14 protein-coding genes and 1 pseudogene are annotated in these 21,374 nt (G+C 59.4%); 10 read left to right on the top strand and 5 right to left on the bottom strand.

Annotation, left to right across the window (positions count from 1 at the left end; genetic code table 11):
• Window positions 1-116: 116 nt before the first annotated feature.
• Window positions 117-1,808, bottom strand: a complete 1,692-nt coding sequence (gene pta, locus BINDI_RS03765) for a phosphate acetyltransferase (protein WP_193345713.1) — start codon at window positions 1,806-1,808, stop codon at window positions 117-119.
• Window positions 1,809-2,073: 265 nt separating this feature from the next.
• Window positions 2,074-4,548, bottom strand: coding sequence for a phosphoketolase (locus BINDI_RS03760; protein ID WP_033490190.1), 2,475 nt, complete (start codon window positions 4,546-4,548; stop codon window positions 2,074-2,076).
• Between the two features lie 418 nt (window positions 4,549-4,966).
• Here BINDI_RS03760 and guaA point away from each other — a divergent pair, with 418 nt between their 5' ends.
• A complete protein-coding gene (gene guaA, locus BINDI_RS03755; protein ID WP_033490188.1) occupies window positions 4,967-6,529 on the top strand; it encodes a glutamine-hydrolyzing GMP synthase in 1,563 nt (520 codons plus the stop codon).
• Window positions 6,530-6,710: 181 nt separating this feature from the next.
• Here the strand turns inward: guaA and BINDI_RS03750 are convergent.
• Window positions 6,711-7,303: pseudogene (locus BINDI_RS03750) on the bottom strand (xanthine phosphoribosyltransferase).
• A 243-nt stretch (window positions 7,304-7,546) separates the two neighbouring features.
• Here BINDI_RS03750 and BINDI_RS03745 point away from each other — a divergent pair.
• Together BINDI_RS03745 and BINDI_RS03740 are read left to right on the top strand one after the other, a co-directional pair.
• Window positions 7,547-7,840, top strand: a complete 294-nt coding sequence (locus BINDI_RS03745; protein WP_033490184.1) for a hypothetical protein — start codon at window positions 7,547-7,549, stop codon at window positions 7,838-7,840.
• 233 nt (window positions 7,841-8,073) lie between these two features.
• On the top strand, window positions 8,074-10,725 hold the full coding sequence (locus BINDI_RS03740) for a UvrD-helicase domain-containing protein (RefSeq protein WP_033490182.1): 2,652 nt from the start codon (window positions 8,074-8,076) through the stop codon (window positions 10,723-10,725).
• An 84-nt stretch (window positions 10,726-10,809) separates the two neighbouring features.
• Here the strand turns inward: BINDI_RS03740 and BINDI_RS03735 are convergent, their stop codons facing one another.
• Both BINDI_RS03735 and BINDI_RS03730 read right to left on the bottom strand, forming a co-directional pair.
• A complete protein-coding gene (locus BINDI_RS03735) occupies window positions 10,810-12,654 on the bottom strand; it encodes a CAP domain-containing protein (protein WP_081830780.1) in 1,845 nt (614 codons plus the stop codon).
• A 145-nt stretch (window positions 12,655-12,799) separates the two neighbouring features.
• Window positions 12,800-14,089, bottom strand: coding sequence for a nucleobase:cation symporter-2 family protein (locus BINDI_RS03730; protein WP_237742987.1), 1,290 nt, complete (start codon window positions 14,087-14,089; stop codon window positions 12,800-12,802).
• Window positions 14,090-14,602: 513 nt separating this feature from the next.
• On the opposite strand from BINDI_RS03730, the gene rpsD reads away from it, so the two are divergent.
• The 7 genes from rpsD to BINDI_RS03695 all read left to right on the top strand — a co-directional run bounded on the left by rpsD (window position 14,603) and on the right by BINDI_RS03695 (window position 21,367).
• On the top strand, window positions 14,603-15,229 hold the full coding sequence (gene rpsD / locus BINDI_RS03725) for a 30S ribosomal protein S4 (protein WP_033490178.1): 627 nt from the start codon (window positions 14,603-14,605) through the stop codon (window positions 15,227-15,229).
• 120 nt (window positions 15,230-15,349) lie between these two features.
• The gene (locus BINDI_RS03720) at window positions 15,350-16,018 is read left to right on the top strand and encodes a histidine phosphatase family protein (protein ID WP_033490176.1); all 669 of its coding nucleotides are present in this window, start codon (window positions 15,350-15,352) and stop codon (window positions 16,016-16,018) included.
• A gap of 88 nt (window positions 16,019-16,106) precedes the next feature.
• Complete coding sequence (locus tag BINDI_RS03715; RefSeq protein WP_051875656.1) at window positions 16,107-16,577, top strand: DUF948 domain-containing protein; 471 nt, start codon at window positions 16,107-16,109, stop codon at window positions 16,575-16,577.
• The gene (locus tag BINDI_RS03710; protein WP_033490174.1) at window positions 16,577-16,816 is read left to right on the top strand and encodes a hypothetical protein; all 240 of its coding nucleotides are present in this window, start codon (window positions 16,577-16,579) and stop codon (window positions 16,814-16,816) included. The genes BINDI_RS03715 and BINDI_RS03710 overlap by 1 nt, the downstream gene beginning before the upstream one ends.
• 201 nt (window positions 16,817-17,017) lie before the next feature.
• Window positions 17,018-19,696, top strand: a complete 2,679-nt coding sequence (gene alaS / locus BINDI_RS03705) for an alanine--tRNA ligase (protein WP_033490172.1) — start codon at window positions 17,018-17,020, stop codon at window positions 19,694-19,696.
• Window positions 19,697-19,705: 9 nt separating this feature from the next.
• Entirely contained in the window at window positions 19,706-20,179 is a 474-nt protein-coding gene (gene ruvX, locus BINDI_RS03700) for a Holliday junction resolvase RuvX (RefSeq protein ID WP_033490170.1), read from the top strand.
• Window positions 20,180-21,367, top strand: coding sequence for an endolytic transglycosylase MltG (locus tag BINDI_RS03695; RefSeq protein WP_033490168.1), 1,188 nt, complete (start codon window positions 20,180-20,182; stop codon window positions 21,365-21,367).
• Window positions 21,368-21,374 lie beyond the last annotated feature (7 nt).

Here is a 21,374-nt window from a genome sequence, read left to right as displayed (position 1 = left end):
TTTGATACCTGATCCTCCGGTGGATCCAAGTGCACGCGAGAGGCCCCGGCCTGTATAAAGTGCCGGGGCCTCAGAATGATGCCATACAACCCTGTAAGTGTGTGTCGCTATCGGGCTCAGTCCTGCTGGGCTTCGACGGCGGTCAGGGCCACGGTATCGATGATGTCGGCCACCAAAGCACCACGGGAGAGGTCGTTCACCGGTCGGTTCAGACCCTGAAGAACAGGGCCTATGGCCAGGGCGCCCGAGGTGCGCTGGACGGCCTTGTAACCGATGTTTCCTGCACAGAGATTGGGAAAGACGAAGACGTTGACCTGGCCGGCGACGGGGTCGCCCTGGGCCTTGGTGGCGGCTACGGTGGGGGACCAGGCCGCATCGAACTGGATTGACCCGACGATGGGCAGGTCAGGGGCCTTCTCCTTGGCCAAACGGGTGGCCTCCTCGACCAGATCCACATCGGGACCCTTACCGGAGCCCAGTGTGGAATATGAGAGCATACCGACCTTGGGCTCGATGCCAAACGACTTCGCGGTCTGGGCCGATTGGATGGCGATATCGGCCAGCTGCTCGGCGTTGGGGTTCAGGTTGATTGCACAGTCGGCGAAGACGGCCACATGGTCTCGGAAGCACATGAGGAAGGCCCCGGAGACGAGGGAGGCATCAGGCTTGGTCTTGATGACCTGGAGGGCGGGACGGACTGTATTGGCTGTGGAGTTGATGGAACCGGAGACCAGACCATCGGCCCTGCCCATGATGACCAGCATGGTACCGAAGTAGGAGGCATCGGCCAGCTGCTGACGTGCCTGGTCGTGGGTCATTCCCTTCTTGGCTCTGAGTTCACAGAGTTTATCGGTCATGAGTTCCAGGACACTCTCGTCGTCCATGGCCTGGAAGGTGGCCTTGTCAAGACTGGTCAGCCCCAACTCCTTGCCGCGTGCCAGGATGGCATCCTCTTCGCCGACGATGATCAGATCGACGATGTCGCGGGCCAGCAGGTAGTCGGCGGCCTTGACGATGCGGTCCTCGCCTCCCTCAGGCAGCACAATGGTCTTCTTGTCTGCCTTGGCTCTGGCCAGGAGGTCGTTCTGGAAGGCTACAGGGGTGGTAACTTGAGGATTAGACTCCTCAACGGCCTTGAGCACCTGGTCGATGTTGACATCGCTGCTGAATGCGCTGTAGGCCTCTTCGCGTACCTGCTCAGCTTCCGGGGCAGTGTCGAATTCCCTCTTGGAGACGGTCCAGATCGGGCGATCATAATCCCTGAAGGCTTCTTGCAGGGGTTCTTTCTGCTCTTCCTCGCACCCTGAGATGAATACCCCGGCCAGGGTGGTGCCACTGGCTTCGACGGTCTTGCGGCAGGCCTGAACGGTCTTCAGAACCTGCCCGGGTTCGCGTCCGATGGTGCAGACCACCAGAAGGACGGGGGAGCGGAGGTCTGCGGCGATGTCGGAATTCAGCTCCATGATCTCAGGGTCAAATACTTTGGAATGGTCGCTGCCTACTACCAGAAGCATATCGGGGTCGGTCTGCGCAATGACCCGGTCGCGGGCCACCAGGGCATCTGCGCGGGTCTGGACCGTGTCCTGTGTGGCCTTGCAGGGGCATGTTCCTCGACTGTCCGCTGCGGTCAGGTCCTGAGCACTGCTGGCTGCGATGAGGGTGTTGGTCAGCATCTCCTTGTGGCAGGCCACCGGACGCAGGATGGCCGTCTTCATCCGGGCTGAAAGGGCCTTTGTCAGACCGTAGGCCACGACGTTACGGCCGTTTGCCGCCTCCGGGCTGATGATGGTGATGCTTGTAGGTCTCACTGTGCCTCTCCCGTTCATACGTTGTATGTGACTGCCTTGTTCACAACCATTCATCAGTATAGTGCCGATGGCAGCCGAAGTGCCTGCCTGTTGTGCACGCCGATGTCATGCCTTTCGGCAAAGTAAATCGACCTGATGGTTTTCAGAAGCCGCCCCAGGGGATCTTCATGGATAGGGAAAATCCCCACCGCCCGAAGACGGTGGGGATTTCGGAGTTTACCGGTGCCGGGACTGATGAATCAGCCCAGGGTACCAACCGGTGATATTACTCGTTGTCTCCGGCGGTTGCGGCGGTTGCGGAGATGGTCTCCTGTCCGGCGCGGTTGGCATCGGGCCAGACCCAATCGGTGTAATCGGGGTGGTCGTAACCCTTGTCCACGGCGAACTGGAAGGCTTCGTCGCGGAACTTGGTCCACTTGTCGATCTGGTCGGCGTACTTCTGTGCGTCCACCATCTGCAGGGCGGAGGCCGCCAGGCACCAACGATCCATGTTGTTGACGCGCACCATATCGAAGGGTGTGGTGGTGGAACCCTGCTCCTCGTAACCGTGAACCTTGAAGCTGTCATGGTTGGGACGGCCGTGGATCAGGCGGTAGATAGAGCCCGGATAGGCGTGGAAGGCGAAGAGGACGGGCTTGTCCTTGCTGAAGAGCTCAGTGAACTCCTCATCGGACAGGGCCTGGTCGTTCTCCTCGACATCCTGGATCTTCAGCAGGTCGACAACATTCACGAACTGGACCTTCAGGCCCAGCTTCTGAAGCATGTCATCGGCTGCCAGAGCCTCCTGGGTGGGGACGTCACCAGCGGTGGCGATGATGACGTCGGCGTCCTCGGCATCCTTGGCGTTGGAAGCCCAATCCCAACGTGCAGCGCCCTTCTCCAGTTCGGCTGCCGCTTCGTCCACAGTCTGATAGGTGGCTGCGGGCTGCTTGCCGGCGAAGATGGCGTTGATGCAGTTGGTGGACTTGTAGCAACGCTCACCGACGTTCAGCAGCATGTTGGCATCCGCAGGGAAGTAGATGTTGCTGACATGGTCGTTGTTGAAGTTCTTGTTCAGCAGGATGTCGACGAAGCCGGGATCCTGATGCGAGAACCCGTTGTGGTCCTGGCGCCAGACGTGCGAGGTGACCAGGAGGTTCATGCCGGCGATGGGCTTGCGCCACGGAATCTCGCGGACCGTTGCCTCCAGCCACTTGGCGTGCTGGTTGATCATCGAATCGACAACGTGCACGAAGGACTCATAGGAGCTCCAGATGCCGTGACGACCGGTCAGGAGGTAACCCTCCAGGAAGCCTTCCATCTGGTGCTCGGAGAGCTGCTCGATGATCTGGCCGGTGTGGGCCATGTGCTCGTCGGTCAGCTCGGAGAGGTAGTCAGCGTCCCACTGCTTGTTGGTCACATCGAAGGCGGCGGCCAGACGGTTCGAAGCCGTCTCGTCGGGGCCGAAGATGCGGAAGTCGGTGGGGTTCTTGGCCATGACGTCGCGGGTGTAGTAACCCAGGACGCGGGTGGCCTCGGTGGCGCCCCAGCCATGACCGTGCTTCTTGACGTCGATCTCGTAGTCGTGAACGTCAGGCAGCTCCAGCGGCTTCAGGAGACGTCCGCCGTTGGCATTCGGGTTCTCGCCGATACGCAGGTCGCCCTTGGGCATGAAGCTGGTCACCTCGGGCCGCAGAGCGCCCTTCTCGTCGAAGAGCTCGCTGGGGTTGTAGGAGGACAGCCAGTCCTTGAGGACCTGGAAGTGAGCCTCGGTGTCGCGTGCGGAAGCCAGCGGCACCTGGTGCGAACGCCAGGAGCCCTCGGTCTTCTTGCCATCGATGAACTTGGGGCAGGTCCAACCCTTGGGCGTGCGGAAGATGATCATCGGGTAGAAGGGACGAGTCATATCGTCGGTCTGTGCACGAGCCTTGATGTCGCAGATCTTGTCGAAGACGGTCTCCATGAGTTCGGCGAACCGAGCGTGGATGGAGATGTGGTCCTCATCGTCGAAGCCGGCGACGAACTCGAAGGGCTCGTAACCCATACCGTGGAAGAACTCATGGAGTTCCTCGTCGGAAATGCGCGACAGGATGGTCGGGTTGGCGATCTTGTAGCCGTTCAGGTGCAGGATCGGCAGGACGATGCCGTCGGTGCGGGGGTTGACCAGCTTGTTGGACTGCCAGCCGGTGGCCAGGGGGCCGGTCTCAGCTTCGCCGTCGCCGACGATGCAGGGCACGAAGAGGCTGGGGTTGTTCATGATGGCGCCATAGGCGTGGGAGAGGGCATAGCCCAGCTCGCCGCCCTCGTGGATGGACCCGGGGGTCTCCGGGGCGAAGTGAGAGGGGATGCCGCCCGGGTAGGAGAACTGGCGGAAGAACTTCTGCATCCCGGACTCATCATTGGTGATCTGGGGGTAGTACTCGTTGTAGGTACCGTCCAGGTAGGACTGGGAGGTACCGGCGGGGCCGCCGTGGCCCGGTCCCATGATGATCACGGTGTTCTGCTGATGGTCCGCAATCAGTCGGTTGATATGGCCCAGCAGGAAGTTCAGGCCGGGGGTGGTGCCCCAGTGGCCTACCAGACGGTGCTTGACATCCTCCCGGGTGAAGGGTTCCTTCATCAGGGGGTTGCTGCGAAGATAGATCTGTCCGATGGAAAGGTAATTGGCGGCGCGCCAATACTTATCGACGGCCTCGAGGGTCTCCTCGGCGATGGGGGTTTCCAGCTTCGCCCAGGGGGTGCCAATAACAGGATTCGTCATGTGTACTCCTGCACTTTAGTGCGATTGTTTATTATCCTCGGTTACAGGTCATAATGTCGTTTCTTCAACGCCAGTCAGGACCCATATCCAATGCCTCTTATGGTACGTGAGAGAGCCGACTTTCTGAGCGTTTTCTTACTGTGGGTGTTCACTATTGTGAGGAAAAGCGCATATTTTGTCTGGTTTCACTCATCTTGGCAGTCTGGAACAAGGCCATTTGAGGCTGAATGATATAGGACCGAAAGGCCTACGGGGGGTTTACGTGGCATCCGTGTGCCTCCACCAGTCAACAGGGGCGAAGGCGGGTACTATCATTGTCTGAAACACCGGCAATACTATAGGTATCCTTATGTCCGGAATCCAGGTTCCGGCGCAGGTAAGGTCACCAAACTAGATACACGTATATATAAGGAGTCATATGGCACAGGGTCCCGTCCTGGTGGTCGATTTCGGCGCACAGTATGCACAGCTTATTGCCAGGCGCGTCAGGGAGGCGGGCGTCTATTCGGAGCTGGTTCCGCATTCCATGTCAGTGGATCAGATGCTGAACAAGGACCCCCAGGCCATCATCCTCTCGGGCGGACCTGCCTCTGTGTATGTGGACGGCGCCCCCACCATCGATAAGCGCATCTTCGAAGCGGGCGTACCTGTGTTGGGTATCTGCTACGGCTTCCAGGTCATGGCTCATGAACTTGGCGGGCGGGTCGACAAGGCGGCCCTGGGTGAGTATGGCAAGACGGAAGCTGTGATTGATGCCTCCAAGGGGATTCTCCAGGATTCCCCGGCAAGTCAGGATGTCTGGATGAGCCATGGTGTGGCTGTCATCCAGGCCCCTGAGGGCTTCGAGGTTCTGGCCCATACCGAGGGGGCCCCGGTCGCGGCCATGCAGGATCCGGCCAGGGGACTCTATGGGGTTCAGTGGCACCCCGAGGTCACCAACACTCCTTTGGGGCAGGACCTCATCGAACACTTCCTTCATGACTGTGCCGGTCTGCCCTCCAACTGGAACGCCTCAAATATCATCGAGGATCAGGTTCAGGCGATCCGCCGCGAGGTAGGCCCTCACCAGGTCATCTGCGGACTCTCGGGCGGTGTGGACTCGGCCGTTGCGGCCGCCCTGGTCCATAAGGCGGTAGGGGATCAGCTCACCTGCGTCTTTGTTGACCATGGCCTCCTGCGTAAGGGTGAGGTGGAGCAGGTCAAGCATGATTTCGTCAAGGCCACGGGCATCAAGCTGATTGCCGTGGACGCTTCAGATGACTTCCTTGCCGCCCTGAAAGGCGTTTCAGAGCCTGAGCGCAAGCGGAAGATCATCGGCGAGAAGTTCATCCGTACCTTCGAGAAGGCTGCAAGACAGGTTGTCGAGCAGGCCGGGCAGAAAGGGGAGGAGGTCCGCTTCCTGGTCCAGGGAACCCTCTACCCGGATGTGGTGGAGTCCGGTGGCGGGGATGGCGCCTCCAACATCAAGTCGCACCATAATGTGGGTGGTCTTCCTGATGATCTGAACTTCACCCTTGTGGAGCCTCTGCGTGCCCTATTCAAGGATGAGGTACGGGCCATCGGCACCGAGCTGGGGTTGCCTGACGAAATCGTCTGGCGTCAGCCCTTCCCCGGTCCCGGCCTGGGCATCCGCATCATCGGTGACATCACCAGGGAGCGACTGGACCTCCTGAGGGATGCTGATGCCATCGCCCGTGAGGAAATGACCAAGGCCGGCCTGGACAGGGACATATGGCAGTGCCCGGTGGTCCTTCTGTCCGATGTCCACTCCGTCGGTGTCCAGGGAGATGAACGCACGTACGGTTCACCCATCGTTCTGCGCCCCGTCAGTTCAGAAGATGCCATGACGGCCGATTGGTCCAGGCTTCCCTACGATGTGCTGGCCACCATCTCCACGCGAATCACCAACGAGTGCACTGGCATCAACCGTGTGGTTTTGGATGTCACCTCCAAGCCGCCGGCAACCATCGAGTGGGAGTGATTCCGCTCAGCGCCGTCACTTGGTGTGAAATGGAAGACAGGGTGAACGACTCCAGTCCATCCTGGAGAGTGCCGCATAGAGAATAGCGGATCGATATGGTGAGTCTCTAAAAAGCGTCAGGTGGAGTGATTCCACCTGACGCTTACGTTTACCGTCGATACGGCTCTATCGGAAGAGGAATTCAGTCCTCGTTGGGAGCAAAGGTGACGGTCCCGGTATCCGCATCCATGCTTTCGACAATGGCCAGCGACTTGAGATTGTATCCCTCCCGTCGAAGGCCCTTGCCGCCCTCCTGGAAGCCTTTTTCAACGGCGATGCCGATGCCTTCGATGATTACCTCGGCATCATGGCAGATGTCAATCAGGCCGTGCAGGGCGTTCCCCTTGGCCAGGAAATCATCGATCAGCAGCACGTGCTCGCCCTTGGTCAGGAAACGCTTGGCAACGATGACGGGGTAGACCTTCTGCTTGGTGAAGGAGTAAATCTCGGCCATGTACTGGTCTCCATCCAGGTTGATGGATTGGGTCTTCTTGGCAAAGACGACCGGTACGTTGCCGAAGTGCCTGGCGGCCAGGCAGGCGATGCCGATGCCTGAGGCCTCGATGGTCACAATCTTGTCCACTTGGCGGTCTTTGAAAAGCCGGGCCCATTCGGCTCCCATCTGATCGAAGAGGGATACGTCGCATTGGTGATTGAGGAAGGCATCCACCTTAAGTACATTGCCGGGCTTGACCGTTCCCTCTGGCGTCGGATTCTCTCCTCAAGTTCCTTCATAGTGCATTCCTTACATATTCATGCGACCGGGCTCGCGCCCCCAACGATAGCCTCCAAGATAACCCTGCAGGAAGACCATGCCCGAGACGAGGATGGGCAAAAGAAGCGAGTCGGGAGTTTCCTGGCCCCATTTTGGCGTGTCACCCCGTAAATCCGCGGATTCAGACCAGGCGTTGCTACTGTGAAAAATGAAACGAATGGTCACGTATCTTTCAGATACGTTCACATACAAAGGAGGACCATATGGGGATTCTGAATGATGCAAAGGATGCCATGAAGTCTGCCGGCGAGAAGATTGCTGATGTCGCCGGGGACGTCAAGGACAACGTCATGGACAAGGCTTCCGACGCCAAGGACGCCGTTGCCGACAAGCTTGGCGATGCCAAGGACGCTGCCTCCGATAAGATGGGCGATGCCAAGGATGCCGCCTCTGACAAGATGGACGAGGCCAAGGCCAATGCGAATGTGGCCCAGGCCAAGGCCAAGCAGGGCGCCACAGAGGCAGCCAACAATGCCAAGGAACAGTTCCGCGACTGAACCTTCCCATACTCATCTTCCTGGAAACCCCGCTGGTCCATGTGATCGGCGGGGTTTCCCTTTGCTCTGCAATTGGCGTTTGGAGCCCGGCACCCGTTGCAGGACGATGACCGGATTCCCGACAGGATTTCGGCAGGCATGTTTGACACTGCTCTGTGGTACAAATGACTACTCGGTGGGTGAATCCCATTCATCGTACCCAAGCAGCTGTGACAGATGGCAAGAGGTGGCATGTGAGCGAAGAACCGGACATGATCCAGCGCAGTGCAGGGGACCTGCTCAACGGCCTTAACGACAGGCAGGCGGAGGCTGTCCAGTACCGGGGACCCGCCCTGCTGATCGGAGCAGGTGCAGGCTCGGGCAAGACCCGCGTGCTGACCCGCCGAATCGCTTGGATACTCAGTCAGTTCGGTGCCTGGCCCAGCCAGGTCCTGGCCATCACCTTCACCAACAAGGCCGCCGCGGAGATGCGGGAGCGTCTGGGTGGGCTCATTGGCCCTGTTGCTGAGCGCATGTGGGTCTCCACCTTCCATTCGGCATGTGTCAGAATCCTCAGACGCGACGGGAAGGCCATCGGTCTGCGTTCCGGGTTCTCCATCTATGACACTGCTGATTGCGAGCGGCTCATCAAGCTGATCGGGCAGGATCTGAATATTGACCTGAAACGGTATACCCCCAGGAACATCCTTTCCCACATCTCCGATTACAAGAACAACCTCCAGGGCTGGCAGACCCAGCTGGCAGAGTACGCTCCCGATTACAAACCCGGCGAAAAGGGACAGCAGATCGTTGCTCGGTTCGGCAATGAGGAGGAGCTCTATTCGGTCGTCTATGCCGAGTACCAACACCGGTTGGCCATGGCCAATGCCGTGGACTTTGATGACCTGATAGTCCGAACCGTGGAACTCCTGCAGAAGGCACCCATGGTGGCCCAGTACTACCATCGTCGCTTCCGATATATCCTGGTCGATGAGTACCAGGACACCAACCACGCCCAATATGTGCTCATGCGAGAACTGGCTGGGGTAGGTCAGGGGCGGGAAACCCATGAAGATGTACAGCACATGAATGGGTTCGGTGCTCCTGGGGCCCCTGGAGCGAATACGGCCGCCATCCCGCTAGGTGCGGGGAGGGAGGGTCCCGCCTGGATTACCGTGGTCGGTGATTCCGATCAGTCCATCTATGCCTTCCGAGGTGCGGATATCAGCAATATCCGCGATTTCGAGAAGGACTTCCCCGGAGCCAGGACCATCCTTCTGGAGCAGAACTATCGGTCCACGCAGACCATTCTGGACGCAGCCAATGCCATCATCGTCAAAAACGAGGGCAGGAAGCCAAAGAAACTCTGGACAGCACTGGGTAAAGGGGAACCGATTGTCGGCTACGCGGCCGACAATGCCCAACAGGAGGCCGCCTGGATTGCGACCGAAATCGCCCGTCTCCGCAATGAGGAGGGCATACACTACTCCGACATGGCCATCATGTACCGGGCCAACGCCCAGTCGCGGGCACTTGAGGAGGCCCTGATCAACGCAGGATTGCCCTACCAGCTGGTTGGTGGGACGAAGTTCTATGAACGCCGGGAGATCAAGGATGCGCTTGCCTACCTGCATGCCATAGCCAATCCCGAAGATGATGTGAATATGAGGCGCATACTGAATGTGCCCAAACGCGGCCTGGGTGCAAGGGCTGAGGCGGCGGCTGCTACCTATGCCGACCTTCATGGCACGAGTTTCTGGACCGGGGTGGAGCACCTGGACGAGGTGGAGGGTATCTCCACGCTTACCTCCAAGCGGATGGCCACCTTCCGAGATCTCATCCGGTCCCTGACAGCGTTTGCCGCCGAGCATGACTCCAAACCCTCGGAGATTGTGGCGGAGGTACTTGATGAGTCGGGGTTGCTGGACGAGCTGAACAAGTCGACCGATCCACAGGATGCCTCCCGGGTCGAGAACCTGTCGCAGTTACAGTCCGTGGCGGCGGAATTCGAGCAGAAGACCCCGGATGCCTCCCTGGCCGGGTTCCTGGAGACCACCGCCCTGGTTGCCGATTCCGATCAGCTGCCTGGCATCGGTGACGATTCAGGGAAGGTGACCCTGATGACGCTCCATACAGCCAAGGGACTTGAATATCCGGTCGTCTTCCTCACCGGCATGGAGCAGGGCACATTCCCCCATTCCCGAAGCCTGGAGGATGCCACCGAGCTGCAGGAGGAGCGACGCCTGGCTTATGTCGGTGTCACCCGAGCCAAACAACGGCTCTATCTGACCAGATCCGCTGTCCGCGCCCAGTGGGGGCAGTCCAACGAGATGCTGCCCAGCCAGTTCCTCGATGATATCCCCGAAAGCCTCCTTGATTGGAAGCGTAAGGAGGCGGGCTTCGAACGCATGCACTCAGGCTGGGGCTTTGGCGATGATGACGATGAGTTCGGCGGGTTCGAAGACGAAGGTGACGGAGCCTCCTTCGGCGGCAGGGCCTTCGGCGGAAGCGGTACCGAATCGCGATCGGGATCCTCCTGGTCACGTGGGTCCAGTCGCTCGGGCGGTTCCTCACGCAGTTCATACGGGTCCAGAGGGTACGGTTCACAGCGGGGTGGTGGATCGTGGTCTTCCGGTTCAAGGCGGAATGGAAGGATTACCACCAGGCGCAGCGGTCAGGGTTCGGGATTGAAATCCAAGCCAGCCGCAGCGCCCGCCGAGCCCAGATCGAACGGGCTGTCCATTCAGGACTTCTCTATCGGTGACAGGGTGGCCCATGATCAGTATGGGCTGGGCAAGGTGGTTGATGTCCAGGATAAGGGACACAACTCGGTACTAACCGTGGACTTCGGCTCCGAGGGAACCAAACGACTGATGCTACGCCTGGCCCCCATCGAGAAGCTCTGAACCCTGCGATTGTTCATGGGAACGGAAACAGCCTCCGATTCGTCCTGAAATCACGAATCGGAGGCTGCTGAAGTCGGAAGAGTCTCAGAACAGGACTTTCCTGCGGATGGCAAAGGCTCCCATTGCTGTGGCGCACAGTGATGCGGCAGCTGCAGCGGCGATCAGGGAATCCGAACCGGTAAGAGCGAGGCGCCCCGGACCTCCGGCAGGTGCTTGGGGCACGATACGCTGGTCTGAGGGTTTTGCCGGCTTTCCGGTCTGGGATATGACGGTGCCGGGGGTTCCGGTCACGACACCGTCAACGGGGCGATTATCGACTCCGAGACCTCCGGAAACGAGTGCTGCGGTGAGCTCCTGGTAGGCTGCCGCACGCTCAGCAAGGGCATCTGCAAGATTCCTCCGGGCCGTTGCAAGGTTGCTGTCGGCCAGAGCGATTGCATGATTGGCCTTGCTCAGGTTGTCATTGGCCTCATTGAGTGCCCGCAGGGCAGCGACAACATCAGGGTCCGAGTCCACTGCCGCCTGGGCTGCGGTCAGGGCGGCCTGGGCGTTGGTCAGGTTCGAGTCGGCTACGTCCAGGTTGGTGCGGGCCAGGTCACGGACACTCCTGGCAGCGATCAGTCCAGTGCTTGGGGAGGGGCCGGATTGGGCCGCATCAAGCGCCCTCTGCCTCGCATCCAGGTCAGCCCGAGCCGCTGTCTCCGCCGCCTGGGCACTGGTCAACTCGGCTTGGGCGTTGTCAAGGAAGTTCAAATAGTCGTTGATGTCCTGGAAGTAGTCTGCCGTGCTGCTGTTGTGGTTCCCCGCCCAGTAGAGGTTAGGGTCGAGGGACCGCGTCACTGATGGCGCAGTGAACTGGAAGGTCTGGGCCATCGTCATCATGCCATTGGAAGCGTTTGAGATCGCGAATCCGGTGAATGCGTAGTTGTCATTGATGACGTTCTCGTAGTGGCCGGTTTCACCCTCGCCTTTTACCTTGTTCCCCTTCTCTTCGGTATACCAATAATCGAACGGGTTGTATCCCGAGGTAGGGGAGGTCCAAATCAGATTCTCGCCGATAGGGAATACCCTTGCATGGTCATTATTGTTGTCTCTGCTCCAATCCGCATCGGCCTGCGCCATGGCCATCAGAGTATCGGAGACCTGTAGTTCGCGCTTCCCCTCAGCCGTCCTGATTCGATTGGCTTCATCCAACCACTGCAAGGTCTCGAGCATCTGATCGATGCTGGTCGCATCCCCGCTCTGTCCGAGTTGGATGGAGCCGTGGGTCTTGTCGCCGTATCCCGAATCGGTCAGGATGTTGTAGGCGCCGGTTGCACCTTTATGCTTGAAGTAACCCGCGGTTCCCTGAGGTCTGAGCTGGTCGGCTTCGGCTGCGGCAGCCCGCCTGCTGGCTGTGGTGAGTTCGGCATGGTCCAGAGCGGCTTTTGCCTGGTCCCGGGCCTCAGTGAGTTCGGTGATGGTGGCACCGGATCCGGATTCCAGATGCTCCAGACGCGTGACCTCCTGCTGCGCCCTGTCGAATGCGGCCTTGGCCTGGTCATGCTCGGCGGTGGCGGTTTCGACCCTGTGCTGCGCCTGTGTAAGGGCCGGGGTGTTCCTTGCCTGGTTGTAAGCGGTCCGCTTCTCGCCATGGATTCTGGTCGACCGGTCCTTGTCTGAGTCGGCCTTTGCCTTTTCCTCCTGGGCGGTGTCAAGGTCCTGATGTGCCTTGGTGAGGGCCGCTTCAGCCTTGTTGAGTCGGTGCCTGGCGGCCGCCAGTTTCGGGTTTTCCGTGCTGGACGTTCCTTCGGATTGCTTCGGATTCAAATCCGCGGCACCCTGATTCGCCACTGCCGGAGTAGCGCATCCCAGTAGTGCAACACCGGCCACTGCCGATGTCAGAGCCAACCGTCGAACCGGTTGAGATTCCCGTTTGCCTGACTGCATTACTGTCTCCCCTAAAATTATGAAGGTTGCTTCCCCAAAAGGACCATTCTACGTAATAAGGGCAAACACGCCAGATATGGCTGGTGCCGGTAGGGGAGGACCTCTCGGCAATCACCGACAGGGGAAGCGCTTGCCGCTTGGGCTCTCAGGGCTTGCTGACCTGGAATCGCTCCTCACCCGGGAGAACCAGATTGAGTATGACAGCCACCACGAAGGCTACTGCAATGCAATTGTTGGAGAAGATGGACTGGAAGAGGGCGGGGAAGGCCACAAAGATATCCTTCACCTGGGTAAACCCTATACCGATGGTCAGGGAGAGGGCCGCGATCGTGATGTTGCGCTGGGTGAATCCTGCCTCGGCAATCATCTGGAAGCCGGAGAGGATGATGTTGCCGAACATCATGATTGTGCACCCGCCGAGAACGGCCTGGGGGAGTGAGTCGAAAACAGCCGCAACACCCGGAATGAAAGAGGCCAGAATCAGAATCAGCCCCCCGGAAAGTATGACCTTGCGGTTGACGACCTTGGTCATGGCCACCAGACCGATGTTCTGGGCGAAGGATGTCAGTGGGAGGCAGCCGAAGAGGCCTGAGACCATGGAGATGAATCCGTCACCTGCGATGGCGCCGCTCATTTCGCGGTCTGTCGGCTTGCGGTCCATGCCGACCTTGCAGAGGGCTGTGGTGTCGCCGATTACCTCGACCGAAGACACCACGTAGAGCAGGGAGAAGGAGATGATGGCTCCCGCGTCGAACTCAGGCTTGAACGGCATGAGCCGTGGCAGTGAGACGATTTGGAGGTTTTGGAATCCGGAGAGGTCCACCTTGCCCATGAACAGGGCCACTACATAGCCGACCACCAGGCCGAAGAGCACGGAGAGCTGCTTGGCGGTTCCCTTCATGAGGAGCTGGAATGCCAGGCATGCCACCAGGGAGATGACCGCCAGCGTCAGGTTCTGCCAGGACCCGAAATCCTTGGCTCCGGCGCCGCCGCCGAAGGATTGCGCGCCGACCGATAGCAGGGAAAAGCCGATGGAGGTGACGACTATGGCTGAAACGATGGGCGGAACGAATCGACGCCAGTAATCAGCTGTCAGGCCGAGGATGAGCTCTACCAACCCACCGGCAAGAACCGCACCGACCACGACCCCGTATCCCTGATGGGCCACGATGGCCACGGCTGCCGCCACGTAGGTAAAGGAGATGCCGGTGACCATGGGCAGGCGGCCACCTACACGCCAGAGCGGATACAGTTGAAGGCAGGTACCCAGGCCGGCCACCAGGAGCCCATTCTGGATGACCATGGCCGATTCCGCCGGAGACATCCCGGCTGCTGCGGCCACCAGGAAAATAGGAGCCAGATTGGCGACGAACATGGCCATGACATGCTGGAGGCCAAAGGGGAGGCCCTTCCAGAAGGAGATACTTGCGTTCATGTCGGTAAGGGCGCTCGCCGTTTTTCCGGAGTCCTTCGCGGTGGACCTTGCGCCTTGTTCCGTGGGATTCGTTGCGTCGCCCATCTCGTCTGATGCCCGTTCTGGGGTCTGTCGCATTTCGGACTGGTTACGGCTCTGCTGGACCATGGCTCTCCTTTTTTGCCAGGCGGCCCTCCATGCTTGCCGTCTGCGCTTCCTGATCTGGAAGAATGCCTGAACTACGCAATCAGTGGGGATGGTTCTGATCGGTGTTCCGGGCTGTTGTGATTTGCCAGTCAGGAGCATACAGGGAGGCATGGAATCATCCTTCGTTCCCCTGGTCAGGGATCTGTGGTTAAATAGGCTCTTGGTGTGCGCGTTTGTGTGCTCATCTATCTGGAGTCTCAGCCCATCAATGGGTCGGCGGCCGTAAGGTCGTTCGTGCTTGGCACGGTGAAGCATTGGAGAGGCCTGACTCGACGGTTTCGACCGTCTTCGTTCAGATAACGACAGAACCAAGTAAGGAATGAAGTAATGACCAAGATTCAGCGTGCGCGCAGGCAGGTCCGTCTGTCCCGCGCCCTGGGCATCGCCCTGACCCCAAAGGCTCAGCGCCTCTTCGAAAAGCGCCCCTATGCTCCCGGCGAGCATGGTCGCACCCGCCGCAGGACCGAATCCGATTACGCAGTCCGTCTGCGCGAAAAGCAGCGTCTGCGCGCACAGTACGGCGTCTCAGAGAAGCAGCTGAGGGCCATCTACGAGCGCGGCACCCATGAGTCCGGACAGACCGGTGAGGCCATGCTGCGCGAGCTCGAGTGCCGTCTGGACAACCTGGTCCTTCGTGCAGGCATTGCACGGACCACCGCCCAGGCTCGTCAGTATGTGGTTCACCGCCACATCCTGGTCGATGGCAACATTGTCGATCGCCCCTCCTACAGGGTCAAGCCCGGCCAGACCATCCAGGTCAAGCCCAAGAGCCAGACAACCGTGCCCTTCCAGATTGCAGCCGAGGGTGTCCACCGCGACGTCCTGCCGGCGGTTCCCGGATATCTGGATGTGGACCTGGCCTCTCTGAAGGCAACCCTGGTCCGTAAGCCTGAGCCGGAGGAGATTCCGGTCCAGGTCAACATCCAGTACGTGGTCGAGTTCTACGCCCGCTGACCCTGGAACAGGATTTACCGAAGACCCCGGATTCGTCCGGGGTCTTTTTGAATCTGCAGTCTGAGCAGAGGTCCACCGGCATGGGAGCCATTAGTGGTCGGGGAGTGGGATAATGAAGTCATGTTGCTCCATTTGCATGCGGTCCGTCATGGTCAGACCTACTTCAACAGATACAACCGCCTTCAGGGGTGGGCCAATGCGCCTTTGACGGAGGAGGGGCTGGCGGATGCCGATAGGGCAGGACGCAAGCTTGCCGACCTGGAGTTCAAAGCCGCCTATTGTTCCGACACCACCAGGGCTCAGATAACAGCCGAGCGGATTCTTGAAGTGAATCAATCGAAGGACAAGCCGGGAATAGTCAGTGACATGCACTTCCGTGAGCAGTTCTACGGGTACTTCGAGGGTCAGGATATGGGCATGGCATGGTGGGCGGCCGGTGCACCTCACGGGGCCACGACCTACAACCAGATTGTCGACATGTTCGGCCTCGCGGCCAGCAGGGATTTCCTCAAGGAAGCCGACCCGTTCGGTGATGCCGAGTCCGACAAGGAATACTGGGAACGCATTCGGGGCGGGTTCGACTTGATGTCTGGTAACCCTGCCCTGCATGATGGAGATGATGTCCTGCTCATCTCGCATGGTAATACCCTCCTCAGCCTTATGTACAGGTTCGCGCCTGAGGGGTATGACCTGAGCAGTCGTCCGACGAACGGGAGTGTTACGGTCTTCGATTTCAATACTGAGCTCCCCTTCGAACAAGCGCTGGAGGTACGGTCCTACAACAGGTGAGCCTGTCCGTGAGGCAGGAATCGCTCCTGTATATACGGCACGTGGTACCGTTGACCGATATACATCCTTGACAGAAGAGAGGTAGGAGATGGACATAGGACAGATTGCCGGTCTCATAGCAGCCATCGCCTTCGCAGTGGTGGCGGGATTCCTGATCTATCCGTTGATTCGTCTGGGCAAGCTCTTCGATCAGTTGGCCGACACGGTGAAGCAGGCGGGCGACCATGCCATTCCAACTCTCGATGAGTCAGCCAACACCGTCACCCAGCTCAACCAGACCCTGGCGGACGTGAACAGGATTTCCTCCGCTGCTTCGACTACAGCCAACAATGTCGGAGCGCTGACGGATCTGTACGGTTCCATGCTGGGCAAGCCCGTTATTAAGACGGCCGCCTTCTTCTATGCCATCAGGAAAACGGCTTCCTCCTTCTTCTCGGGCGGTCGCAAGTCCGATCAGCCTGCTGGCTCGCGAGCCCCTGAAGCCTCTACAGAAGCAAAAGAAGTCTCACGTCATGGTGGGGCACCTTTCCCGACCGGTACAAGCCAGGGAGGCAAGTAATGTTCAAACGGATCTTTTGGGCCGGACTGGGTGTCGCGGCCGGTGTTGTCTTGGTCTCCAAGGCTGAGGCCTATGTCCGTGCCAACACTCCCAAGCAGGCGCGTGAATTCGTTTTCGGTGCTGATCAGGAGCAGGTGCCCCAGCGGACCCTGGCTGGTCTCCTCTCGGAATTCCGCTCGGCCCTCAGTCAGCGCCAGAGCGAATTGAACAAGACGTACATGGATCGGTTCCAAGGCTGATCTGTCGTTTTTCACCTGTCCATGGAGGATTGGACGTTGTAGAATCGGCATTATTCAGCTATCAAGGGTGACGCACGACAAGTCAGGTCGTGCGTCCCGAAACAAGTGTTCCGCCTACGGATGGCCGGGTGCGGAACTAATATCTGCCTTGCAAAGGTAGAGGCCATGCCGGGCGGCATGGCCTGAAGGAGTACAAGCAGCATGCGCACTTCGGAAATCGCCAAGCGCTTCCTCGATTACTTTCAGCAGCAGGGACATATGGTTGTCCCATCCGCCTCGCTGATTTCGCCCAACCCGACCACCCTCTTCACCATTGCAGGCATGGTTCCCTTCATTCCCTACCTCCTGGGTGAACAGACCCCTCCGAAGAGCCGGATGGCAAGCAACCAGAAGTGTGTGCGCACCTTGGACATCGAAGAGGTGGGCAAGACCACCAGGCACGGCACCTTCTTCCAGATGGTCGGGAACTTCTCGTTCGGCGATTACTTCAAGGAGGAGGCCATCCACTATGCCTGGGATCTCCTGACCCGTCCCCAGGACCAGGGCGGGTACGGTTTCGATCCGGAGACCCTTTGGGTGACCACATACACGGATGATGACGAGGCCCGCTCCATATGGAGGAACGAAGGTTTCGATCCGGAGCACATGGAAATCCTCGGCATGGAGGACAACTTCTGGACCACCGGTGGCCCTGGGCCCGGTGGACCCTGCTCGGAGATCTATGTCGATAGGGGGCCGAAGTACGGAGTCGAAGGTGGCCCGTCCGCCGACGAGAACCGGTATATCGAGATATGGGACCTGGTCTTCGAGAACTATGAGGTCGACAACGTCAAGTCCAAGACCGACCTGCACATCGTGGGCGAACTCGAACACAAGAACATCGACACCGGTGCGGGTCTGGAACGCTTGGCATACCTCCTCCAAGGCAAGGAGAACATCTACGAGACCGATGAGGTATACCCGGTCATTGAGGCTGCGGAGAGGATCTCAGGTCGCAAGTACGGCGAGAACGAGGAGGACGACGTCCGTTTCCGCGTCGTTGCCGACCATGTCCGCTCGGCTCTGATGATCATGAGCGACGGGGTGCGTCCCAGCAACGTGGGCCGGGGATATGTGCTCCGCCGGCTCCTGCGCCGTTCGATTCGGTCAATGCGCATGCTGGGCGTCAGGGATGAGGTTCTGCCTCAGCTCTTCCCGGTTTCCAAGGATGCCATGGCCCCCAGTTACCCAGAGCTCAACGATACCTTTGCGGAGGTCTCAGAATCGGCCTATGGCGAGGAGAGCGCCTTCCGTCGGACCCTTGACAAGGGAACCACGATTCTTGATGCCGCTGTGGAAAAGGCCAGAAAGTCATCCTCAGAAGAGGTCTCTGGCGATGACGCTTTCACCCTTCATGACACCTATGGGTTCCCGATTGAGCTCACTCTGGAAATGGCCGAGGAGCAGGGGGTCAAGGTCGATGAGGCCAAGTTCCGCGAGCTCATGAACGAGCAGAAGTCCAGGGCAAGGGCGGATGCTCTCAAGAAGCGCCATAATGTGGATCTGAGCGTATACGACGATCTGCGTAAGAACCTGGCCGAGCCGCAAAAGTTCCTTGGGTATACGGACTTTTCGAGCCGTTCAAGGGTAATCGGCATCATCCAGGAAGGGAAGGGTGCCGTTCCGGCGGTCACGGCCCCGGCCACTGTCGAGGTCCTTCTGGACAGGTCGCCGTTCTATGCCGAGGCAGGCGGTCAGCTTGCCGACCAGGGCGAGATACTCTCTGACGACGGAGCCGTTCTGGAGGTTGACGACGTCCAGAACCCCATCAAGGGTCTGACCGTGCATCAGTGCCGCCTGACCGAGGGAACCCTGACCCTTGAGGCCCAGGTTACGGCCACCATCGACCGGGTCAGGCGCGGGGCCATCGCACGTTCGCATACTGCGACCCACATGGTGCACAAGGCGTTGCGCGAGGAGCTCGGCCCTCAGGCCACCCAGCGCGGTTCCGAGGATGCGCCCAACAGGCTGCGTTTCGATTTCCAGTGGTCCCAGGCCCCCAGCAGGAGTGCCATGGACGCGGTTGAGGCCAGGGTCAACGATCGCCTGCGCGACAATCTGGCCGTGACCACCGAGGAGATGAAATTCGACGACGCCATCGCTTTGGGTGCCATGCATCTCTTCGGCGAAAAATACGGCGACATCGTCCGTGTGGTTTCCATCGGCGAGGACGGTTGGAGCCGCGAACTTTGCGGCGGTACCCACGTCGATCATGTCGGCAAGATTGGTGCCGTCTCGATTATGTCCGAGGCCTCGGTCGGTACCGGTGTACGACGAGTCGATGCCGTGGTGGGCCAGGGCGCATACCAATACAACGCCAGGGAGCATGCCCTGGTTTCGCAGCTCTCCGATACGCTCAATGCCCGCCCCGACGAGCTGGAGGCCCGCGTGGCCACCCTCCTTGCCAAGCTCAAGGAATCCGACAGACGTCTGGCCGTGGCCTATGAGAGTCAGCTGGCCCAGTCCGTGCCCGACCTGGTGGCACAGGCTCAGCAGTCGCGCGCTCCGATCAAGGTTGCCGCAAAGAACGTGGGCCACTTCGGATCCGCGGATGCCCTGCGCAAGACAGTGACCGATATCCGCGCACGTCTCGGTGAGGATGATCCGACTGTTGTGGCTCTTGCAGGTGTCACCGAGGATCAGAAGCCTGTGATCTATGTGGCCACCAATGAGAAGGCCCGTAAAGATGGCATCAAGGCAGGAGACCTGGTGCGTGGCGCGTCCAAGATCCTTGGAGGCGGTGGCGGTGGCAAGCCCGACTTCGCCCAGGGCGGCGGACAGGATGCCGACAAGATCGACCAGGCCCTGTCGGCCCTTACCGACCAGGTCCTGAAAGGCTGACCGTCCTGTATGAGCACACCCATATGGATGGGAATAGACCTGGGAGAGGCCAGGATCGGTTTGGCTTTATGCGACCCGGAGCTGACCTTGGCATATCCGGCGGGCAATATCGAGGTTCAGGGCGACTACTTCCGAGGCCTCTGGCCTGTGGTCGATCTGATCCGAGAGCATCATGTCGATCAGGTCATCGTTGGTTACCCCCTTCTCCTCAACGGTACCGAGGGGAGGAGCGCCAAAAATGCGAAACGATGGGTCAGGAACCTCACCCGTATACTGACAGACGAGGAGAATGACGGTCTGGAAGGGGAGTCGGCGGTCGGAGTGGTGTTGCGAGATGAACGATTGACCACGGTCAGCGCCCATCAGCAGCTTTACGATGCACAGGTCGGTGGGCGTGGGCACCGACCTCGGGTGGATCAGCAATCCGCTGTTGTGTTGCTGCAGTCGGCCCTGGATGAGTACAAGGTCAGCAAGGAGCTGTAATTGGCTGAAGATATACAGGACTTTTTTGAAGACAAGGTTCAGTGGGTGGAGCCGGGGCAGGACCCGATTCCGGTCCAACCCCCGCGTCCGCCCAGGTCCAGGCGCGAGATGCGTAGGCGTCGACAGAGGAGGCTACGACGCCGTCGTGTGACTGCTGTCGTCATCGTCTTGGCCCTGGTCGTCGTAACCATCTGTGCCCTTTTTGTCACCAGGTCACTGAAAGGTGCATCCTCCCGGATGACAGCGACCAAGGAAATCGCTCTGGATTACCCCGGTCCAGGGGAAAAACCCATCCAATTCACCGTGGAGAGCGGTCAGGGCGCCGAGCAGATTGGTATGAACCTTCTCCATGCTGATATCGTCCGTTCCTCGGAAGCCTTCGTTCAGGCAGTCACCAATGAACAGGCGGAAGGCAAGCTCTTCCCGGGCACCTTCGATCTCAAGACCAAGATGAAGGCATCCGATGTGATGGCTGTTCTGACCGATCGAAGCAAGGCGCGTGGCATGTTGCAGGTCCGCTCCGGCGACCGTGCCGAGGATGTCATGGCGCGTGCGCAGCAGCTGTCTGGGTTGCCGGAGGAGGACTTCGATGCAATCGTGGGCAACAAGGGGCAGGGTATCCTCCCCGTCGAGGCCCAGGGGAACTTCGAAGGGTGGCTGGAACCGGGCGAATATGACGTCAAATCGCTGGGGTCGGCCCAGAAGATCCTGTCGACATTGGTGGGGAAGCGCATCCAGAAGCTCGATAACCTCGGGGTTCCGAAAGGCTCCGAGCGTCAGGACATACTCGTCAAGGCTTCAATAACCGAGGCGGAGGTCAACAAGCCCCAGTATTACGGGAAGGTGGCACGGGTCATAGACAACCGTCTTTCCAGGAACATGCCCTTGGGGATGGATAGTACAGTCGCTTACTCCAACAAGGTATCGGCCCTGGAATTGACCAATCAGATGCTGCAGGACCCTGATGATACGTATAACACCAGGGTGCATAGAGGTCTGCCACCCGGGCCAATCGGGTCGGCAGGTGACAACGCTATCAGTGCGGCCTTGACCCCAGACAATGGGGACTGGCTCTACTTCGTTACCGTCAACCTCGATACCGGTGAGACCAGGTTCAGCAACAACGAGGACCAGTTCAACGCCGATGTCAAGCTATACAAGCAGTGGGAGTCGGAGCACAATCAGTAAGTGTGCT

It is taken from the genome of Bifidobacterium [indicum] DSM 20214 = LMG 11587 (genome assembly GCF_000706765.1).
GTDB lineage: Bacteria > Actinomycetota > Actinomycetes > Actinomycetales > Bifidobacteriaceae > Bombiscardovia > Bombiscardovia coryneformis.
This window is presented reverse-complemented; position numbering and strand designations above follow the sequence as displayed.